We start from the raw sequence: 15,802 nt of genomic DNA on the forward strand, positions 1-15,802 counted from the left end.
TGCCGGCTTCCGCCCCGCCCCGCTCCCCGCGGTTGTAGCCTGCCGCCGTGGACAGCCTGCTGCGGTATCGCTCACTCGTCCGGGAGGCCGCGGCGCTGCGGTCCGGTGCCGACGACCCCGTGGCGGCGGCGCGCCGCACCTGCGACCGCATCGACGCCGTCGACCCGCACCTGCTCGCCTTCGTCCCCGAACCGGACCGCCGCGCCCGGCTGCTGGCGGCGGCGGAGCGCACCGCCGCCGCCTGGGACGGCCCCGTCAGACCGCCGCTGTACGGCGTGCCGGTCGGCGTGAAGGACATCATCCGGGTCGACGGGCTGCCCACCCGCGCGGGCTCCCTGCTGCCGCCCGGGGTGCTCGCCGGCCCGCAGGCGGCCGTCGTGGACCGGCTGGTCGCGGCGGGCGCGCTGATCGCGGGGAAGACGGTGACGGCGGAGTTCGCGGTCACCGCGCCCGGGCCGACCCGCAACCCGCACCACGTCGCCCACACGCCCGGCGGGTCGAGCAGCGGCTCGGCGGCTGCCGTCGCGGCGGGCCTGGTGCCGCTGGCCCTCGGCACCCAGACCGTCGGTTCGATGATCCGTCCGGCCGCGTACTGCGGCATCGTCGGCTTCAAACCGAGCTTCGACCGCGTCCCGACCGCCGGGGTGATTCCCAACGCCGTCAGCTTCGACACCGTCGGCTGGTACGCGCAGGACGTCGCGGGCGCCGCGCTGGCCGCCTCGGTGCTCTGCGACCACCGGCCGGACGGTACGGACGCGCCGCCCGCGGCGGCGCCGGTGCTGGGCGTACCGGCCGGCCCGTATCTGCGCCGCGCGGACGACGAGGCGCTGGCCGCCCTCCGGGCACAGCGGGAGGTGCTGCGGCGCGCCGGGTACACCGTCGTCGAGGTGGCGGTGATGGCGGACTTCGAGGAGATCGTCACCCAGCTGTTCACCATGAACCGCTATGAGGTCGCCCGCGCGCACACCGAGTGGTACGCGCGCTTCGGCGACCTCTACCGCGAGCAGACCGCGACCGCCCTGCACGAGGGCCACGCCGTCACGGACAGCGCCTACGCGGCGGCGTGCGCCCGGCGGGCGGAGTTCCGCGAGCAGTTGGACGCGGCGCGGCGGGCGGCCGGCGTCGACCTGTGGATCGCCCCCGCGGCCACCGGTCCGGCCCCCTTCGGCCTCGGTTCCACCGGTACGTCGGTGATGTGCCTGCCGTGGAGCAACGCCGGTCTGCCGTCGGTGAGCCTGCCCGCCGGACGCGCCGCGAACGGCCTGCCGCTGGGCCTCCAACTGGTGGGCCCGTACGGCGCCGATCCGGCCGTGCTGACCTGGGCGGCGGGCATCGAGGAGGCGCTGCGGGCGGGCGGCGCGGTGCCCGCCGGGGGCGCGGGCGAGGGCTGAGCCCGGCCGTGGCGCCGCACGCCGGGGACGCGGACGACAGCTGAGCCCGGCCGCGGCGCCGCCCCGTTCACCCCGGCGTGGGCGGGACGCCGCGAGCGGCCGTCACTCCTTGGGGTGGCCTTCCCGGCGGGGGTCTTGGGACGGCCTTTGCGACGAGGGAAGGGCCGGTGGCCGCGGGCGCCTCAACCGGCGGGACCGCGAGCGCGCGCCCGGCCGACCGCAGCCACCTCGCCCGGCGGGACCGCGGGGGCGCGCCCGGCCCGGCCCCAGCCGCCTCGCCTCGCCCGGCCCGGCCGTCCCGCCCGGCCCAGCCGCAGCAGCCGTCCCGCCTCACTCCGCCGACAGGGCCAGCCCCTGCAGCAGTACGTCCAGCGCCCGGCCGACCGTCGCCGCCAGCTCCGGGCCCCGGCCGCCGGCCGGCCGCGGCCCGGTGGCCGTGCCGTCCGGTGCGGGCCCCTCCGCCCAGCGCAGCAGAGCCTCCTGGAGGGCGGCGAGCAGCGCCGCGCTGATCACCCGTACCTCCAGGTCACCGGCCGGGCGGCCGGTCCGGGTGGTGAGGGTGGCGGCGACGCGGGCGGCGGCGTCCGCGCTGTGCTCGGCGGTGCGGCGGCGTACGGCCGGGACGTCGCGGATCAGCCGGGCCCGCCGCCGCAGCTCCCGCAGGTCCCGGGCGGACAGCCGCGCGCAGACCGCCAGCGCGGCGGCGCGCACCGCCTCGGGCAGCGGTTCGTCGGCGGGCCGCGCGGCCATCTTGGCCACCAGCGCCTCCCCGTACACGTCCCGCAGGACGATGTCCTCCTTGGCGGGGAAGTACCGCGCGACGGTGCTGGGCGAGACGTCGGCCGCCTCGGCGATCCGCTCGACGGTGGTCGCCTCGTACCCGTGGGTGTCGAAGAGACGGAAGGCGGCGTCGCGGATCGCCTGCCGGGTGCGGCGCTTCTTCCGCTCCCGCAGCCCGTCGGCGGGCGCGGCGGGACGCGGCAGGGCGGCGGGCCGCGCCCCGCCGTCCGCGCGGGTGGCGGTCACCGGCGTCAGCCGTGCGAGTAGGCGACCAGCGAGATGCCGACGTAGTGCACCACGAACGCCGCCAGCGTGAAGGAGTGGAAGACCTCGTGGAAGCCGAACCAGCGGGGGGACGGGTTGGGGCGCTTGATGCCGTAGATCACGCCGCCCGCGCTGTAGAGGAGACCGCCGACGATCACCAGGACGAGGACGGCGATGCCGCCGGTGCGCAGGAAGTCGGGGAGGAAGAAGACGGCGGCCCAGCCCATCGCGATATAGCAGGGGGTGTAGAGCCAGCGCGGCGCGCCGACCCAGAAGACCCGGAAGGCGATCCCGGCGAGCGCCGCCGCCCACACCGCCCACAGCAGGATCTGCCCGCGGCTGCCCGGCACCAGCAGCATCGTCAGCGGGGTGTACGTACCGGCGATGATCAGAAAGATGTTGGCGTGATCCAGCCGTCGCAGCACGCCGCCGGCGCGCGGGCTCCAGTTGCCGCGGTGGTACAGCGCGCTGACGCCGAACAGCAGGCAGGCGGTGAGCGTGTAGACGGCGCAGGCCACGCGGCCGCGGGTGCTGTCGGCGAGTGCGGTGAGGAAGACGCCGGACAGCAGGACGGCCGGGAACATCCCGGCGTGCAGCCAGCCCCGGAGCCGGGGCTTGACCGGGGCGGTCGCCGCCGGGTCGGCCGCGGTCGCGACCGCTCCGGCCGGTGGGACCGCTTCGGCCGCCGCGGGCGCGGAGGGGGGCTGGCTCGCTGCGGCATCGGGCGCGGAAGTCATGCCGGTCATGCTATCTACGGCACCGTAAGTTCCCGGTCGGATGGCCGCCGCTCGGGGGCCGGCCGGACCCGGATGCGCGGGGCGGCGGGGGCGGTCGGGTGAGCGGCGCGGCCCGGCGGAGGGCGCGGCCCGCCGCCCTCCCGCGCGCGCTTGGCGAACGCTTGGCACGCGCTTGACGAGGGTTTTTCGCCGCGGGTGTACGTACGGGTGCGAGTGGTGACGGTCACCACGAGGCCCCCTGGACAGAAGGCCGTCGGGGTCGGATGATCAAATGAGTGCGGTCGGCACCGGATGAGCGGTCACGAAGCGTCCGGGTCGCAGCCCCCAAGGGGCACCAACCAAAGAAGCGGAAGTCCCGGACCGAACCGGCAGCCCCCGGCCCGGTCCGTCGGCCATCCGTCCACACCCTCATCTAGGAGCGATCGTGGCGCGCGACAACGCGGCTCCCACCACCCAGACCCGTCACCAGGAGCTCATCGCCTGGGTCGACGAGATCGCCGCCCTCACCCAGCCCGACCGGGTCGTCTGGTGCGACGGCTCGGAGGCGGAGTACGAGCGGCTGTGCGAGGAGCTCGTCGACAAGGGCACGTTCACCAAGCTCGACCCGGTCAAGCGCCCCAACTCGTACTACGCCGCGTCCGACCCCCGCGACGTCGCACGCGTCGAGGACCGCACCTTCATCTGCTCCGCCAAGGAGGAGGACGCGGGCCCGACCAACCACTGGAAGGACCCCGCCGAGATGCGGGAGATCTTCGCCGGTGAGCAGGGCGTCTTCCGCGGCTCGATGAAGGGCCGGACGATGTACGTCGTCCCCTTCTGCATGGGCCCGCTCGGCTCGCCGCTCTCCGCGATCGGCGTCGAGATCACCGACTCCGCTTACGTCGCCGTCTCGATGCGCACCATGACCCGCATGGGCCAGGCCGTCCTGGACGAGCTGGGCGACGACGGCTTCTTCGTCAAGGCCGTCCACACCCTGGGCGCCCCGCTCGCCGAGGGCGAGGCCGACGTGCCGTGGCCCTGCAACACCACCAAGTACATCTCGCACTTCCCCGAGGACCGCGAGATCTGGTCCTACGGCTCCGGCTACGGCGGCAACGCGCTGCTCGGCAAGAAGTGTTACGCGCTGCGCATCGCCTCCGTCATGGCGCGCGACGAGGGCTGGCTCGCCGAGCACATGCTGATCCTCAAGCTCACCCCGCCGCAGGGCGAGTCGAAGTACGTCGCGGCGGCCTTCCCGTCGGCCTGCGGCAAGACCAACCTCGCGATGCTGGAGCCGACCGTCCCGGGCTGGACGGTCGAGACCATCGGCGACGACATCGCCTGGATGCGCTTCGGCGAGGACGGCCGCCTCTACGCGATCAACCCCGAGGCCGGCTTCTTCGGCGTCGCGCCCGGCACCGGCGAGCACACCAACGCCAACGCCATGAAGACGATGTGGGGCAACTCCGTCTTCACCAACGTCGCGCTCACCGACGACGGCGACGTGTGGTGGGAGGGCATGACCGAGGAGCTGCCCGCGCACCTCACCGACTGGCGCGGCAACGACTGGACCCCGGAGTCCGAGACCCCGGCGGCCCACCCCAACGCCCGCTTCACCGTCCCCGCCGGCCAGTGCCCGATCATCGCGCCCGAGTGGGAGGACCCCAAGGGTGTGCCGATCTCCGCGATCCTCTTCGGCGGCCGCCGCGCCAGCGCCGTCCCGCTCGTCACCGAGTCGCTGACCTGGCAGCACGGCGTCTTCCTCGGCGCGAACGTCGCCTCCGAGAAGACCGCCGCCGCCGAGGGCAAGGTCGGCGAGCTGCGCCGCGACCCGTTCGCCATGCTGCCGTTCTGCGGCTACAACATGGGCGACTACATGGCCCACTGGCTCAAGGTCGGCGCGTCCGCGGACGCCGCCAAGCTGCCGAAGATCTACTACGTCAACTGGTTCCGCAAGGACGACAAGGGCCGCTTCGTGTGGCCGGGCTTCGGCGAGAACAGCCGCGTCCTGAAGTGGATCGTCGAGCGCCTGGACGGCAAGGCCGAGGGCGTCGAGACCCCCATCGGCGTCCTCCCGACGAAGAACGCCCTGGACACCGAGGGCCTCGACCTCTCCGACGCCGACCTCGACTTCCTCCTCACCGTCGACAAGGACGTCTGGCGCGACGAGGCGTCCCTGATCCCCGAACACCTCAACACCTTCGGCGACCACACCCCGAAGGAGCTGTGGGACGAGTACCGGGCGCTGGTGCGGCGGCTGGGGTGAGGGCCGTGGTGCCGCCTCGCGGCACACGGTGAGTGAACGGATGGAGGGACCCCGCGCCTGTCGGTGCGGGGTCCCTCCATATGCCGGTCTTCCGGTCGGACTCGCGTACGTCCTCGGCTACGCCGTCGCGAGGTCCGGGAGCGCCGGGGCGGCGGGCGACTCGTGGGCGGCGCGGCGCTCGGCGGCGAGGGCGGTGGCCGCCGCGTCGTTCCGCGAGGTGGCCACGACCAGCGCATGCCCGGCCAGCGTGTACGCCCGCCGGTGCAGGGCCCGCGCCCGCGCCGGGTCCCCGCCGCTCGGCGCGGCCCGCAACGGCCGGCAGCCACCACGCAGCCGCGCCACCTGCCCGGCGATCCGCTCGGCCGCCGCGGCCAACGCCTCGCCCTCGGCTCCGGACGTCAGCGCCCGCAGCTCATCGGTGACCGTCAGCAGGGCGGTCAGATGCCCGGCGAGGCGGATGTCCAACTCCTCCGCCCGCGAACGGTGCGGAAACTCCCCGGCGGCGGCCATGGTGTGGACCGACTTGGAACGGATCGGTTCGTACATGGGACAGCCTCCTGAATGCGTCTAGGAAACTATCTTAGCTTAGATTGAGTCTAAAGTTGGGTGGGGTTTGAGGGCTGCCCTTGATGAGGGTGCCCCTGCGCTCCGGGGGGCTCGCGATGAACAGCTGTGCCCGCTCATGAGCCGTTGGGCCCCCTGCACCCGCGGGGCTCACCAGGAGTCGCATTCCATGGCGTGCTCTACATGAGGACCACCCCCGCACCCGCGGGGCTCACACGCGCTGGGCAAGGCCGTTCAGATGCTCCAGGGGACCACCCCCGCACCCGCGGGGCTCACGGACGGCCTGCTCGTGGCGGTCCGGTTCGCCCGGGACCACCCCCGCACCCGCGGGGCTCACGACGTGATCTCTACGGTGGTCACGAAGTACTCCGGACCACCCCCGCACCCGCGGGGCTCACATCGCGTTCGCCGGGCCGGTCGTCATCGGGCTGGGACCACCCCCGCACCCGCGGGGCTCACGGATCACTTCGCGGGTGCCGTCGAGGATCTGGGGGACCACCCCCGCACCCGCGGGGCTCACGAAATCCTGCGTCGCGTCGTGGAGCTGGATGACGGACCACCCCCGCACCCGCGGGGCTCACCCGGTGGCCACCTCCTCGAACTCCAGCCACAGCGGACCACCCCCGCACCCGCGGGGCTCACTCTGGGGCCCGAGGTCGTTGTGCCGCCGGATGCGGACCACCCCCGCACCCGCGGGGCTCACCGGGATTGCTCCCGCGTCTGGGCCAGATGCGCCGGACCACCCCCGCACCCGCGGGGCTCACCGCCTGCTCTTTACCCCTGGACCCAAGCGACCCGGACCACCCCCGCACCCGCGGGGCTCACGCGCCGGCCGCGGCCCGCTCCGCCCGGGAAACGGGACCACCCCCGCACCCGCGGGGCTCACGAGGCTGCCGCGCGAGGCGATGAGGCTCTCCTGGGACCACCCCCGCACCCGCGGGGCTCACAACAGAAGGACGTGGTAGTGGCAGTGCCAACCGGGACCACCCCCGCACCCGCGGGGCTCACGTGCCGTGGCCGTTGTCGACCGGGTCGGCCTGCGGACCACCCCCGCACCCGCGGGGCTCACGTTGGTGAACCCGCCGATGACGGGGCCGAGGGCGGACCACCCCCGCACCCGCGGGGCTCACTCCTGGACCACCGGGAGTTGGAGCTGGCCGAGGGGACCACCCCCGCACCCGCGGGGCTCACTGGCCGGCCTGTGCCGGGGCAGTGGCGGTGAGCGGACCACCCCCGCACCCGCGGGGCTCACTTTCCGGCGGCAGATCCGCGCAGAAGATAGTGCGGACCACCCCCGCACCCGCGGGGCTCACTCCTCGACCTCATCGGCGGCGGGCTTCTCAAGGGGACCACCCCCGCACCCGCGGGGCTCACACCGCCCGCCCCCGTCCGGTCGATCCGCGGAGCGGACCACCCCCGCACCCGCGGGGCTCACCCGAAGTGCAAGGGATCGGGGCACCTGGAGGAGGGACCACCCCCGCACCCGCGGGGCTCACGCCCGGGAGCGGGTGAACCGCCGGCCGCAGCCCGGACCACCCCCGCACCCGCGGGGCTCACCTTCTGGTTGACGAGCATCTGCTGGTAGGCGCCGGACCACCCCCGCACCCGCGGGGCTCACATGGCCGGGACGATGTCGCGGCGGAACTTCTGGGGACCACCCCCGCACCCGCGGGGCTCACGGCGCCTACCAGCGGATGCTGACCGACCCAGCGGGACCACCCCCGCACCCGCGGGGCTCACACTTTCCGACCTGCGACGTTACTCGAGGCCCGCCGTGTTTTCCTTTAGTCGCATCACAAAGCGTCAAGTCTCTCGTGGTGAGGCCAGGGCAACCTCTGGTGCGTGCTTCGGCAAGGTCGTGGGGGCGTTCACCGGGGCGGCGGATGGTCAACTCACCGTATGTTCTTGTGGACTGTTTCCGGGCCGGTTGTCCCGCGCGGGTGGCTTCCCTCTGTTCGCTTTCTTCCCGCTCGCGTCTCCTGTCTCAACTGCCAGTCGTAATTAACCTCGATCGGCAATTGAAAGTTCAGAAAAATAAATAACTGATCAAAAACGATCGAGTTGCGGGCGTTGTCAGTGGCTCCCCCTACGCTCCGGAATCAGAGGTCGAAGTGCAGGGGGCAGGGGAATCATGGCCATTGATCAGCTAACGGGCGCAGGGGTGGCAGCTGACGGTGTCGATCCGCTCGGTGTGCTGTGGGGGAAATCCGAGGAGAAGGCCGGCGGCAGGATGAACCTGCTGTTGTCGCATCTCCTCGATACGGCTGCGGTGGCCGAGCGCATCTGGGACGCATTCCTCGCTCCGTCGACTCGACGTGTGCTGGACGGCATCGCCGGCGGGCCGGGCCGGGGGCGGCGCCTCTTCGCCTGGCTGTGCGGGGTGCACGACTGCGGGAAGGCGACACCGGCGTTTCAGCGGATGTGGCCGAAAGGCGCGGCCGCGGTGCGCGCTGCCGGGCTCGGGTGGCATGAACCCACCGTCGCGCACTGCCGATGGCGCCACGACCGGGCAGGCGCATACGTATTGCGGGAAATCTTGCCGCAGGCCCGTTGGTGCGAGGAGCAGATCGCCTGGGTGTGGCCGCTGGTCGCAGGGCACCACGGCGCGTTCCCCGACCTGGGGGCCACGCGGCCGGCGCGCAGGGCGCGTGGGCAGTTGGAGGGCGACGAGCGCTGGGCCGCGGCGCGGAAGAGGCTGGTCGAAAGGCTCACTGTGGAGCTCGGGTTCGACGATCTGGCCGCGGTCGAACCTGTGGGCGTCCCGCCACGGGCGGTGCAGCTGCACCTCAGTGGACTGATCGTCATGGCCGACTGGATCGCCAGTGACGAGAGGCACTTCCCGGGCATCGACCGGCTGCCGGACGTAAGCATGGAGAGGGCCCGGGCGCGGACCGGGGAAGCCTGGGAACGGCTCGGTCTGCGGGGCGGCTGGGGGCGGCTCGACGAGCCGGGGCCGGAGGCGTTCGCTGACAGGTTCGGGCACGGCCCCCGCCCGTCGCAGCGGCTGGTCATGGACGCCGCCCGGCGGATGTCGGCACCAGGGCTGCTCGTCGTCGAGGCGCCGATGGGGGAGGGCAAGACCAAAGCGGCACTGATGGCGGCGGAGATCCTGGCGGCACGGTTCGGCGCGGACGGCGTCTTCGTGGGAATGCCGACCCAGGCCACCAGCGACCCGATGTTCGGGCAGGTACGGCAGTGGATCGGGGCTCTCGACGAAGCCTTGGCCGCCCGGGTCGCCCTGCTCCACGGTAAACGGATGTTCAACAAGGAGTGGCGGGACCTGCTGGAAGGCGGTGGCCAGGATCCCGAGGCGCCCTTCGGCGGGGTGGACGAGTACGGCGAGTGCCCGGATGACGATCTGTACGTCGCCGCCGCCTCGAACCGCGACGCGCAGCGGCCGGCGGCACGGGGCCCGGCCGAATGGTTCCTCGGGGCCAAGCGAGGGCTGCTCTGCCCGTTCGTGGTCGGGACGATCGACCAGCTGCTGTTCGCCGCGACCCGCACGAAGCACGTGATGCTGCGGATGGCGGGGCTCGCCGGGAAGGTCGTGGTCCTGGACGAGGTGCATGCCGCCGATGTCTACATGTCGCAGTTCCTGACGGAGGGCCTGCGCTGGCTCGGCCAGGCCAGGGTGCCGGTGGTGCTGCTGTCGGCCACGCTTCCCCCTCGGCAGCGGCGCGCCCTGATCGACGCCTACCTGGCCGGCGCCGCCTCATGCGAGGAGTTCACGACCGCGGAGCTCCCCGAACCGCAGGGCTATCCCTCGGTCACCTCCGCATGGGTGGCGCCCGGCAGCCTCCGGCCCCAGGTCCGCGCCGAGGCGTGCGAGGGCTGGCGCGCCGACCGCGGTGTGGCTCTCGACATCATGCCGGAGGCGATCCCCGGACGCGGCGTGGCGCGGGAAAGGACCGAGGAAGCACAGGAGAAGGCGGACGCCTCGATTGTCGGCCGACTCCGCTCCGAGCTGGCCGAGGGCGGGTGCGCACTCGTCATCCGTAACACCGTGCACCGTGCGCAAACACTCTTCCGTGCGCTGCGCGAGGAGTTCGGCGAGGAGGTTCTGCTGCTGCACGGCCGCCTGGCCGTCGGGCCACGGGCGGACCGTACGGAACGGTGCCTTCGCCTGTTGGGCGGTGCCGCAGGGCGGGACGGTACGGAAGGGCGCCCGGGGCGGCTGATCGTCGTGGCGACGCAGCTCGCGGAGCAGTCCTTCGACGTCGATGCAGATCTGCTCATCACCGATATCGCCCCCATCGACCTGCTGCTCCAGCGAATCGGCCGACTCCACCGTCACGACGGCGTGCAGCGTCCGCGGCGGCTGCGTACGCCGCTGGTCGTGATCACCGGACTCTCCGGGGCGGGCGAGGAGGACGCGAAGGAGACAAGCCGGGGCGGGTCCCGCCCCGACCCGGCGGGTCCCGCCCCTCGTTTTCTGCGAGCCTCCGAAGCCATCTACGGGCGTCATCTGCTGCTCCGCAGCGCCGCGTTGGTGACCATCGCGTGCGCAGGCCAGGCGGAGTGGAGCGTACCCGGGCAGGTGCCCGCCTTGGTCGCCTCCGGCTACGGAAGCGCCGACGAGGAGGTACCGGCGCCATGGCGAGCAGATGCGGAGAAGGCTCGTACGGAATGGGAGAAGGCCCAGGAGGAACGGGCCGACAAAGCACTCGGCTTCCTCCTCACCCGGCGTGGCGACAAGGAAGGCGCCACCCTCGCCGGGCTGCACTACGCGGCGGTGCCCGGCGAGGGCTCGGACGACGCCGTCGGCGCCGTGGTCCGCGACGGAGAGTTTGGAGCGGAAGTCGTCCTGGTCGTCCACGACGGGGCGACGTACCGGACGTTGTGCGGCAAAGCACTGACCGTCAACGGCGATGTGCCCGATGCGCTGCTGGACGACGTGCTGGGCGGCACTGTGCGGCTGCCCGTCGCATGGGTGGCTGAAGCGGAGCGCCAGCTGCGCCCGTTGCCCGGATGGCTCGGCCACCCGCGGCTGCGGTACACCCCCGCCCTCGTTCTCGACACGGGAGGCTGTGCCGTGCTCGGCGAGCACCGGCTGCACTACGACGAGATGGTCGGGCTCTCGGCGTACACCGTGTCCGTCACCACCGACCGTGGAACAGAGGGCGACGGGGCGACGCCGACGGAGAGCCATGCCCCCACCGGTATACCCACTTGAGGTGGGCCGACGGATCCACCGGACGGAAGAGTGCTACGCCGGCGAACGGACTTCCGGTGCGTACGGAAGGCCGGAATTCCTCTGCCCGACGAGTGAGGGGGCAGCGGTATGCCAACCTGCCGACCTCGCTGAAATGCGGAAGACCTTGGGGGAACGAGTTGTTCAATCTTCTGGATGATCCGTGGCTTCGTGTGAGCGCGGTGGGAGATCTCGGGAGTGATGCGCTGAAGGCCCCGGTGGAAACAGGGCTGCGCGATCTCGTCCTTCACGCCGATCAATTCCGGGACCTCGTGGTGGATCTTCCCACCCAGAAACCTGCGATATTCCGCCAATTGTTGCTCCCCTTGGTTGTGGACGCACTGGGGTCGCCGAAGGATGCGGAGACCTGGACGTTGATGTTCCGTGCCGGGGCCTTCACGGAGGAGCAGCGGCAGCGGCTGATCGCCTATATGGACAGCCACCACCACCGCTTCGGTCTCTTCGATCCGGTGGATCCCTTCGCGCAGGTAGCCGGATTGCGTACGGCGAAGGGCGAGACAAAGGGGTCCGCCCTGCTGGTGGCCACCATGGCTACGGGAAACAACGTCCCGCTCTTCTCCTCCCGCACGGAAGGCGATCCCCCGGCCCTCACGCCGGCCCAGGCCGCACACTGGCTGCTGCACACCCACTGCTGGGACACCGCCGCCATCAAGACGGGCGCCGTCGGCGATACCCGGGCGAAGTCCGGCAAGACCACCGGCAATCCCACCGGGCCACTCGGCCAGCTGGGCGTCACGCTGCCTCTCGGACGCACGCTCTACGAGACGCTGCTGCTCAACATTCCCTACGGCTATACGCGATTGTCGGACGATTTGCCGCAGTGGCGTCGCCGCGCAGTCGACGAGGCGGCGGCCGAGGACACCCTCAGTTGCGCCACGCCCGGCTGGCAGTCCCGGGCCGCCCGCGGCCTGCTCGACCTCTGGACCTGGCAGTCCCGGCGTATCCGGCTCTTCCCGGAAGAAAGCACCGGCGAGACACGCGTGACCCGGGTCATCGTCGCGGCCGGTGACCGGCTGGACCTCAGCCCCGACCTGGAGACGCACACGGCGTGGGCGGTCGAGCGGCCGTCCACCCGCACGGCGAAGCCCACCCGGAAGGCGTCGCCCACCATGCGCCCCCGCAGGCACCAACCGGGACGCGCTGCCTGGCGGGGGCTGGGCCCTCTGCTGGCGATCAACGCCGCGGACCAGGAGCGCGAGGCCACCGCCACCCGCAGCGGATTCCGCACCAGCACGGTGATCGCCCGGCTCAGCGAGACATGCCGACAGCTCCCACCGGCGTATCCGCTTCAGGTCGAGCTCACCGGCATCACGTACGGCAACCAATCGGCAGTCATCGAGGATCTGTACCACGATGCGATCCCGCTGCCGGTCACTGCGCTCGACCCCGACGGCATCGTCTACGGCGCGTTGCTGGAGGCAGTGGAACAGGCGGAGAACCTCGCCGCCGCCGTCAACCACCTGTCCGGCGACCTCCGCCGGGCAGCCGGCGCCCCACCGATCCCCTGGGACAAGGGCCAGCGCCCCGGCGACACCCTCCTGCATGCACTCGACCCCGTGGTGCGGCGTCTTCTGACCGGTCTGCGCACCGTCGGCGAGGACTTCGAGGTGTCCGAGCGCGGTCTGGAGGCATGGGAACGGAAGGCCGGACAGATCACATGGCGGGTGGCCGACCAGCTCCTCGCCGCCGTCCCGGCCAGGCTGTTCACCGGACGCAAGGTCGTCAAGGACGGCAAGGAACGCACCTACGCCCTCGACATCGCCGAGCGTACGTTCCTCAACCGCCTGGACACCGTCCTCCATCGCCGTGCCGCCGCTCGCCGGAACGGGTGAACACGCCCGGGACGCTCACGGACACCCGCGTCGGACCGAACCTCCCCTGCCCGCCCGCATCCCTTCGAAGGGGAACGCAGTGCCCACCGAACCGCAGCCCGATCCCGCCGAGAGCACCGCCCCGCCCCGCCGTCTGTACTGGAACGCGTACGTGAACGGCAATGGCGCCTGGCGCACCGACCCGGACACCGGAAAGCAGAAGCAGCCCCCGGGAGAGCACCTGGCCGCACTCCGGTCCGGCCTGGGAAGAGAAGCCTTCACCGTCCCCGCGCTCTGGCCCTTCTACGTCACCGAGACCGATGGAAAGGTCACCCGCCGGCTGGAGGCCGAACACGCTGCCCTCTCGCTCTACGGCCTGCACCAACAGAGCCAGAGCATCCCCATGCACGCACCGGGGGTCGCAGTGGGAGCTGCGCTGCGCGCACTCCACAAACGCCCCACCGGGGAGCCGGACGATCGCCAGAAGGGCTACAGCGCGGAGGCAGTCGACCGACGGGTCGCCGCCACCGTCAGCGCCACATCCGTGCCCGCCTTCGTCCATCGCCTGCGTGGCCTGATCACCCAACTCCGTTCCGTACAGAAGCCGCTGGACTACGACGCGCTGATGCGGGACATCCGGAGCTGGCACCATCCCGACGGCCGTGCACGGGTCCGCCGCGCATGGGGGATGGCCTACCACCTCAGAGGCGCGCGGCCCGGCGAGACCGACGCGCCCGGCACAACGGACCGGCCGTGAGCACTCGCCACCACCACACACCGTCCACCCATCGGAGGACCGCTCCATGACACTGCCCGCGCCCCGCACCTACCTCGACATCCACATTCTTCAGACCGTGCCGCCGGCCAACCTCAATCGGGACGATCAGGGCAACCCCAAGGAGGCGTACTTCGGCGGGGTACGCCGCTCCCGCGTCTCCTCACAGGCATGGAAGCGCGCCACCCGCACCCACTTCGCCGAACGTATCCCGCAGCAGGATCTGGCCACCCGTACCCGCCGCATCGGTACGGCACTCACCGACCGGATCGCCGACGGCACCACCGCGGACCGCGAGACCGCAGCCCGGCTCGCGGCCGCCATCCTCGACCACCTGAAGATCAGCGCGGGCAAGAAAGACGGCGACACCGCCTACCTCTTCTTCCATGGACGACGCCAATTGGACGCCGTGGCCGCGCTGGTCCGCGACCGCCTCGACGAACTCGGCGCACTGGACGACGGAGAACTCGCTGCCGAGATCAAGAAGTTGCCGGTCCGCGAGAAGTTCAGCACCGGCCACCCCATGGACGTTGCGTTGTTCGGCCGTATGGTCGCGGACATCCCCGCCCTCAACGTCGACGCGGCCACCCAGGTCGCCCACGCGCTTTCGACCCACGCGGTGGAGCTTGAGTTCGACTACTTCACCGCGGTGGACGACCAGCAGTCCCGGGAAGAGACCGGCGCCGGAATGATCGGCACCATCGGCTTCAACTCCGCCACCTTCTACCGCTACGCGTCCGTGGGGCTCCACCAACTCCGGCACAACCTCACCGACGATGCGGCAGCCATCACCGCGGTCGAAGAGTTCGTGACCTCTTTCGCCCGCTCCATGCCCTCCGGATACGAGAACGGCTTCGCGCACCGCACGCTGCCCAGCCTGGTCGCCGTCGTCGCCCGCACCGACCAGCCCGTCAACCTGGTCTCCGCCTTCGAGGAGCCGGCCGAAGCCTCCGCGGGCATCGCCGCGGCCTCTGCCCGCAAGCTCGCGCGCGAGCATTTCCAGGGCGTCCGTAACTGGGGTGAGACCCCCGCCTTCACCGGGGTCACCCACGCCTTCGCCGCACCGGAGACCGCCGACCAGCTACGGGAGGCGTTCGGCGAGCCGGTCGCCTTCCCCCAACTCCTCGAAGGCATCCGCACCCACCTCACCGAAACTCTCCGGCAGGCTTCCTGATGACTCTCCGCGACGCCGACGGACCGGCTGTCCTGCTGCTGCGCCTCGCCGGCCCCTTGCAGTCCTGGGGCCTGCGCAGTGCCTTCAACCGCCGCGACACGGGCCCGGAACCCACCAAGTCCGCCGTGATCGGCCTGCTCGCCGCGGCGTCCGGCCTCGCCCGTGAGGACCCTCTCGGCGCGCTGCCGTCGCTCTCCTTCGGCGTCCGCGTGGACCAGCCCGGGACCTTGCTGCGCGACTACCACACCGTCAGCGACTACCGGGGCCGGCCACTCCTCCAGGCGGGCATCACCGCCAAGGGCATCCAGAAACCCACCTCCCCGGCCAAACACACCCACGTCACGACCCGCTACTACCTCCAGGACGCCGTCTTCCTCGCTGCGCTGGCGGGCCCACGCACCCTGCTGGCCTCCCTCGACGCCGCCGTCCGCGCGCCCGCCTTCCCGCTCGCGCTGGGCCGCCGCTCCTGCCCGCCGACCCAGCCCCTCTCCCTCGGCCTGCGGGACGGGAGCCTCGAAGAGGCGCTGTCCGCAGAGCCCTGGCAGGTATCCGAGCGGGCGCGGAAGCGGTACGCCGCCCGCCTCGGCAGGGAACGGGGACAGGACGGCCCGGTCCGCCCCGCGCGCGTCGACTGCTCGGCGACCTTGGAGGACCCGCACGGCGACGACATCGCGCACGATGTGCCGGTCTCCTTCGACCCGCACGGCCGCCGCTTCACCAGCCGGCGCACACGGCACATCTGGCTGAACATCCCGAGCGGCTTCCTCGAACCGGATGCCGAAGACCCCGCCGACGGCCGGGGCGACGAGGCTGCCCACGACCCCTTCGCCCTGCTGGGCCGGTGACCCC

Annotated in this window: 10 protein-coding genes and 1 CRISPR repeat array; of the genes, 7 read left to right on the forward strand and 3 right to left on the reverse strand. The window is 72.1% G+C overall.

Annotated features, from left to right (window positions below; all coding sequences use genetic code 11):
- Positions 1–47 precede the first annotated feature (47 nt).
- Positions 48–1,391, forward strand: coding sequence for an amidase (locus ABT345_RS19690; protein WP_345089863.1), 1,344 nt, complete (start codon positions 48–50; stop codon positions 1,389–1,391).
- Between the two features lie 330 nt (positions 1,392–1,721).
- On the opposite strand, the gene ABT345_RS19695 is transcribed toward ABT345_RS19690, so the two are convergent.
- Both ABT345_RS19695 and trhA read right to left on the reverse strand, forming a co-directional pair.
- On the reverse strand, positions 1,722–2,417 hold the full coding sequence (locus tag ABT345_RS19695; protein ID WP_345089860.1) for a TetR/AcrR family transcriptional regulator: 696 nt from the start codon (positions 2,415–2,417) through the stop codon (positions 1,722–1,724).
- A 5-nt stretch (positions 2,418–2,422) separates the two neighbouring features.
- Entirely contained in the window at positions 2,423–3,172 is a 750-nt protein-coding gene (gene trhA / locus ABT345_RS19700; protein ID WP_345089857.1) for a PAQR family membrane homeostasis protein TrhA, read from the reverse strand.
- Between the two features lie 424 nt (positions 3,173–3,596).
- Here trhA and ABT345_RS19705 point away from each other — a divergent pair, with 424 nt between their 5' ends.
- Positions 3,597–5,417 (forward strand): phosphoenolpyruvate carboxykinase (GTP), encoded by a 1,821-nt coding sequence (locus ABT345_RS19705; RefSeq protein ID WP_345089854.1) that lies wholly within the window; start codon positions 3,597–3,599, stop codon positions 5,415–5,417.
- 117 nt (positions 5,418–5,534) lie between these two features.
- Here the strand turns inward: ABT345_RS19705 and ABT345_RS19710 are convergent, their stop codons facing one another.
- On the reverse strand, positions 5,535–5,963 hold the full coding sequence (locus tag ABT345_RS19710; protein ID WP_345089852.1) for an SCO4983 family protein: 429 nt from the start codon (positions 5,961–5,963) through the stop codon (positions 5,535–5,537).
- Between the two features lie 205 nt (positions 5,964–6,168).
- Positions 6,169–7,721: direct repeats of the CRISPR family, unit length 28 nt; unit sequence GGACCACCCCCGCACCCGCGGGGCTCAC.
- Between the two features lie 421 nt (positions 7,722–8,142).
- Here ABT345_RS19710 and cas3 point away from each other — a divergent pair.
- The 5 genes from cas3 to cas5e all read left to right on the forward strand — a co-directional run bounded on the left by cas3 (position 8,143) and on the right by cas5e (position 15,798).
- Complete coding sequence (gene cas3, locus ABT345_RS19715; protein ID WP_345089849.1) at positions 8,143–11,154, forward strand: CRISPR-associated helicase Cas3'; 3,012 nt, start codon at positions 8,143–8,145, stop codon at positions 11,152–11,154.
- Between the two features lie 158 nt (positions 11,155–11,312).
- On the forward strand, positions 11,313–13,025 hold the full coding sequence (gene casA, locus ABT345_RS19720; protein ID WP_345089846.1) for a type I-E CRISPR-associated protein Cse1/CasA: 1,713 nt from the start codon (positions 11,313–11,315) through the stop codon (positions 13,023–13,025).
- A gap of 79 nt (positions 13,026–13,104) precedes the next feature.
- The gene (casB, locus tag ABT345_RS19725) at positions 13,105–13,761 is read left to right on the forward strand and encodes a type I-E CRISPR-associated protein Cse2/CasB (RefSeq protein WP_345089843.1); all 657 of its coding nucleotides are present in this window, start codon (positions 13,105–13,107) and stop codon (positions 13,759–13,761) included.
- Between the two features lie 46 nt (positions 13,762–13,807).
- A complete protein-coding gene (gene cas7e, locus ABT345_RS19730) occupies positions 13,808–14,953 on the forward strand; it encodes a type I-E CRISPR-associated protein Cas7/Cse4/CasC (protein WP_345089840.1) in 1,146 nt (381 codons plus the stop codon).
- On the forward strand, positions 14,953–15,798 hold the full coding sequence (gene cas5e / locus ABT345_RS19735; protein WP_345089837.1) for a type I-E CRISPR-associated protein Cas5/CasD: 846 nt from the start codon (positions 14,953–14,955) through the stop codon (positions 15,796–15,798). The genes cas7e and cas5e overlap by 1 nt, the downstream gene beginning before the upstream one ends.
- Positions 15,799–15,802: the final 4 nt, after the last annotated feature.

Origin of the sequence: Streptomyces sp. NPDC000404 (assembly GCF_040300365.1) — a bacterium.
Classification (GTDB): Bacteria; Actinomycetota; Actinomycetes; order Streptomycetales; family Streptomycetaceae; genus Streptomyces; species Streptomyces ramulosus.

What these genes read in the sequence shown, in the direction of transcription:
- ABT345_RS19710 (WP_345089852.1), bottom strand. Translation starts at nt 5,963, where the DNA reads ATGTACGAACCGATCCGTTCCAAGTCGGTCCACACCATGGCCGCCGCC.
- cas5e (WP_345089837.1), top strand. Translation starts at nt 14,953, where the DNA reads ATGACTCTCCGCGACGCCGACGGACCGGCTGTCCTGCTGCTGCGCCTC.
- cas7e (WP_345089840.1), top strand. Translation starts at nt 13,808, where the DNA reads ATGACACTGCCCGCGCCCCGCACCTACCTCGACATCCACATTCTTCAG.
- trhA (WP_345089857.1), bottom strand. Translation starts at nt 3,172, where the DNA reads ATGACTTCCGCGCCCGATGCCGCAGCGAGCCAGCCCCCCTCCGCGCCC.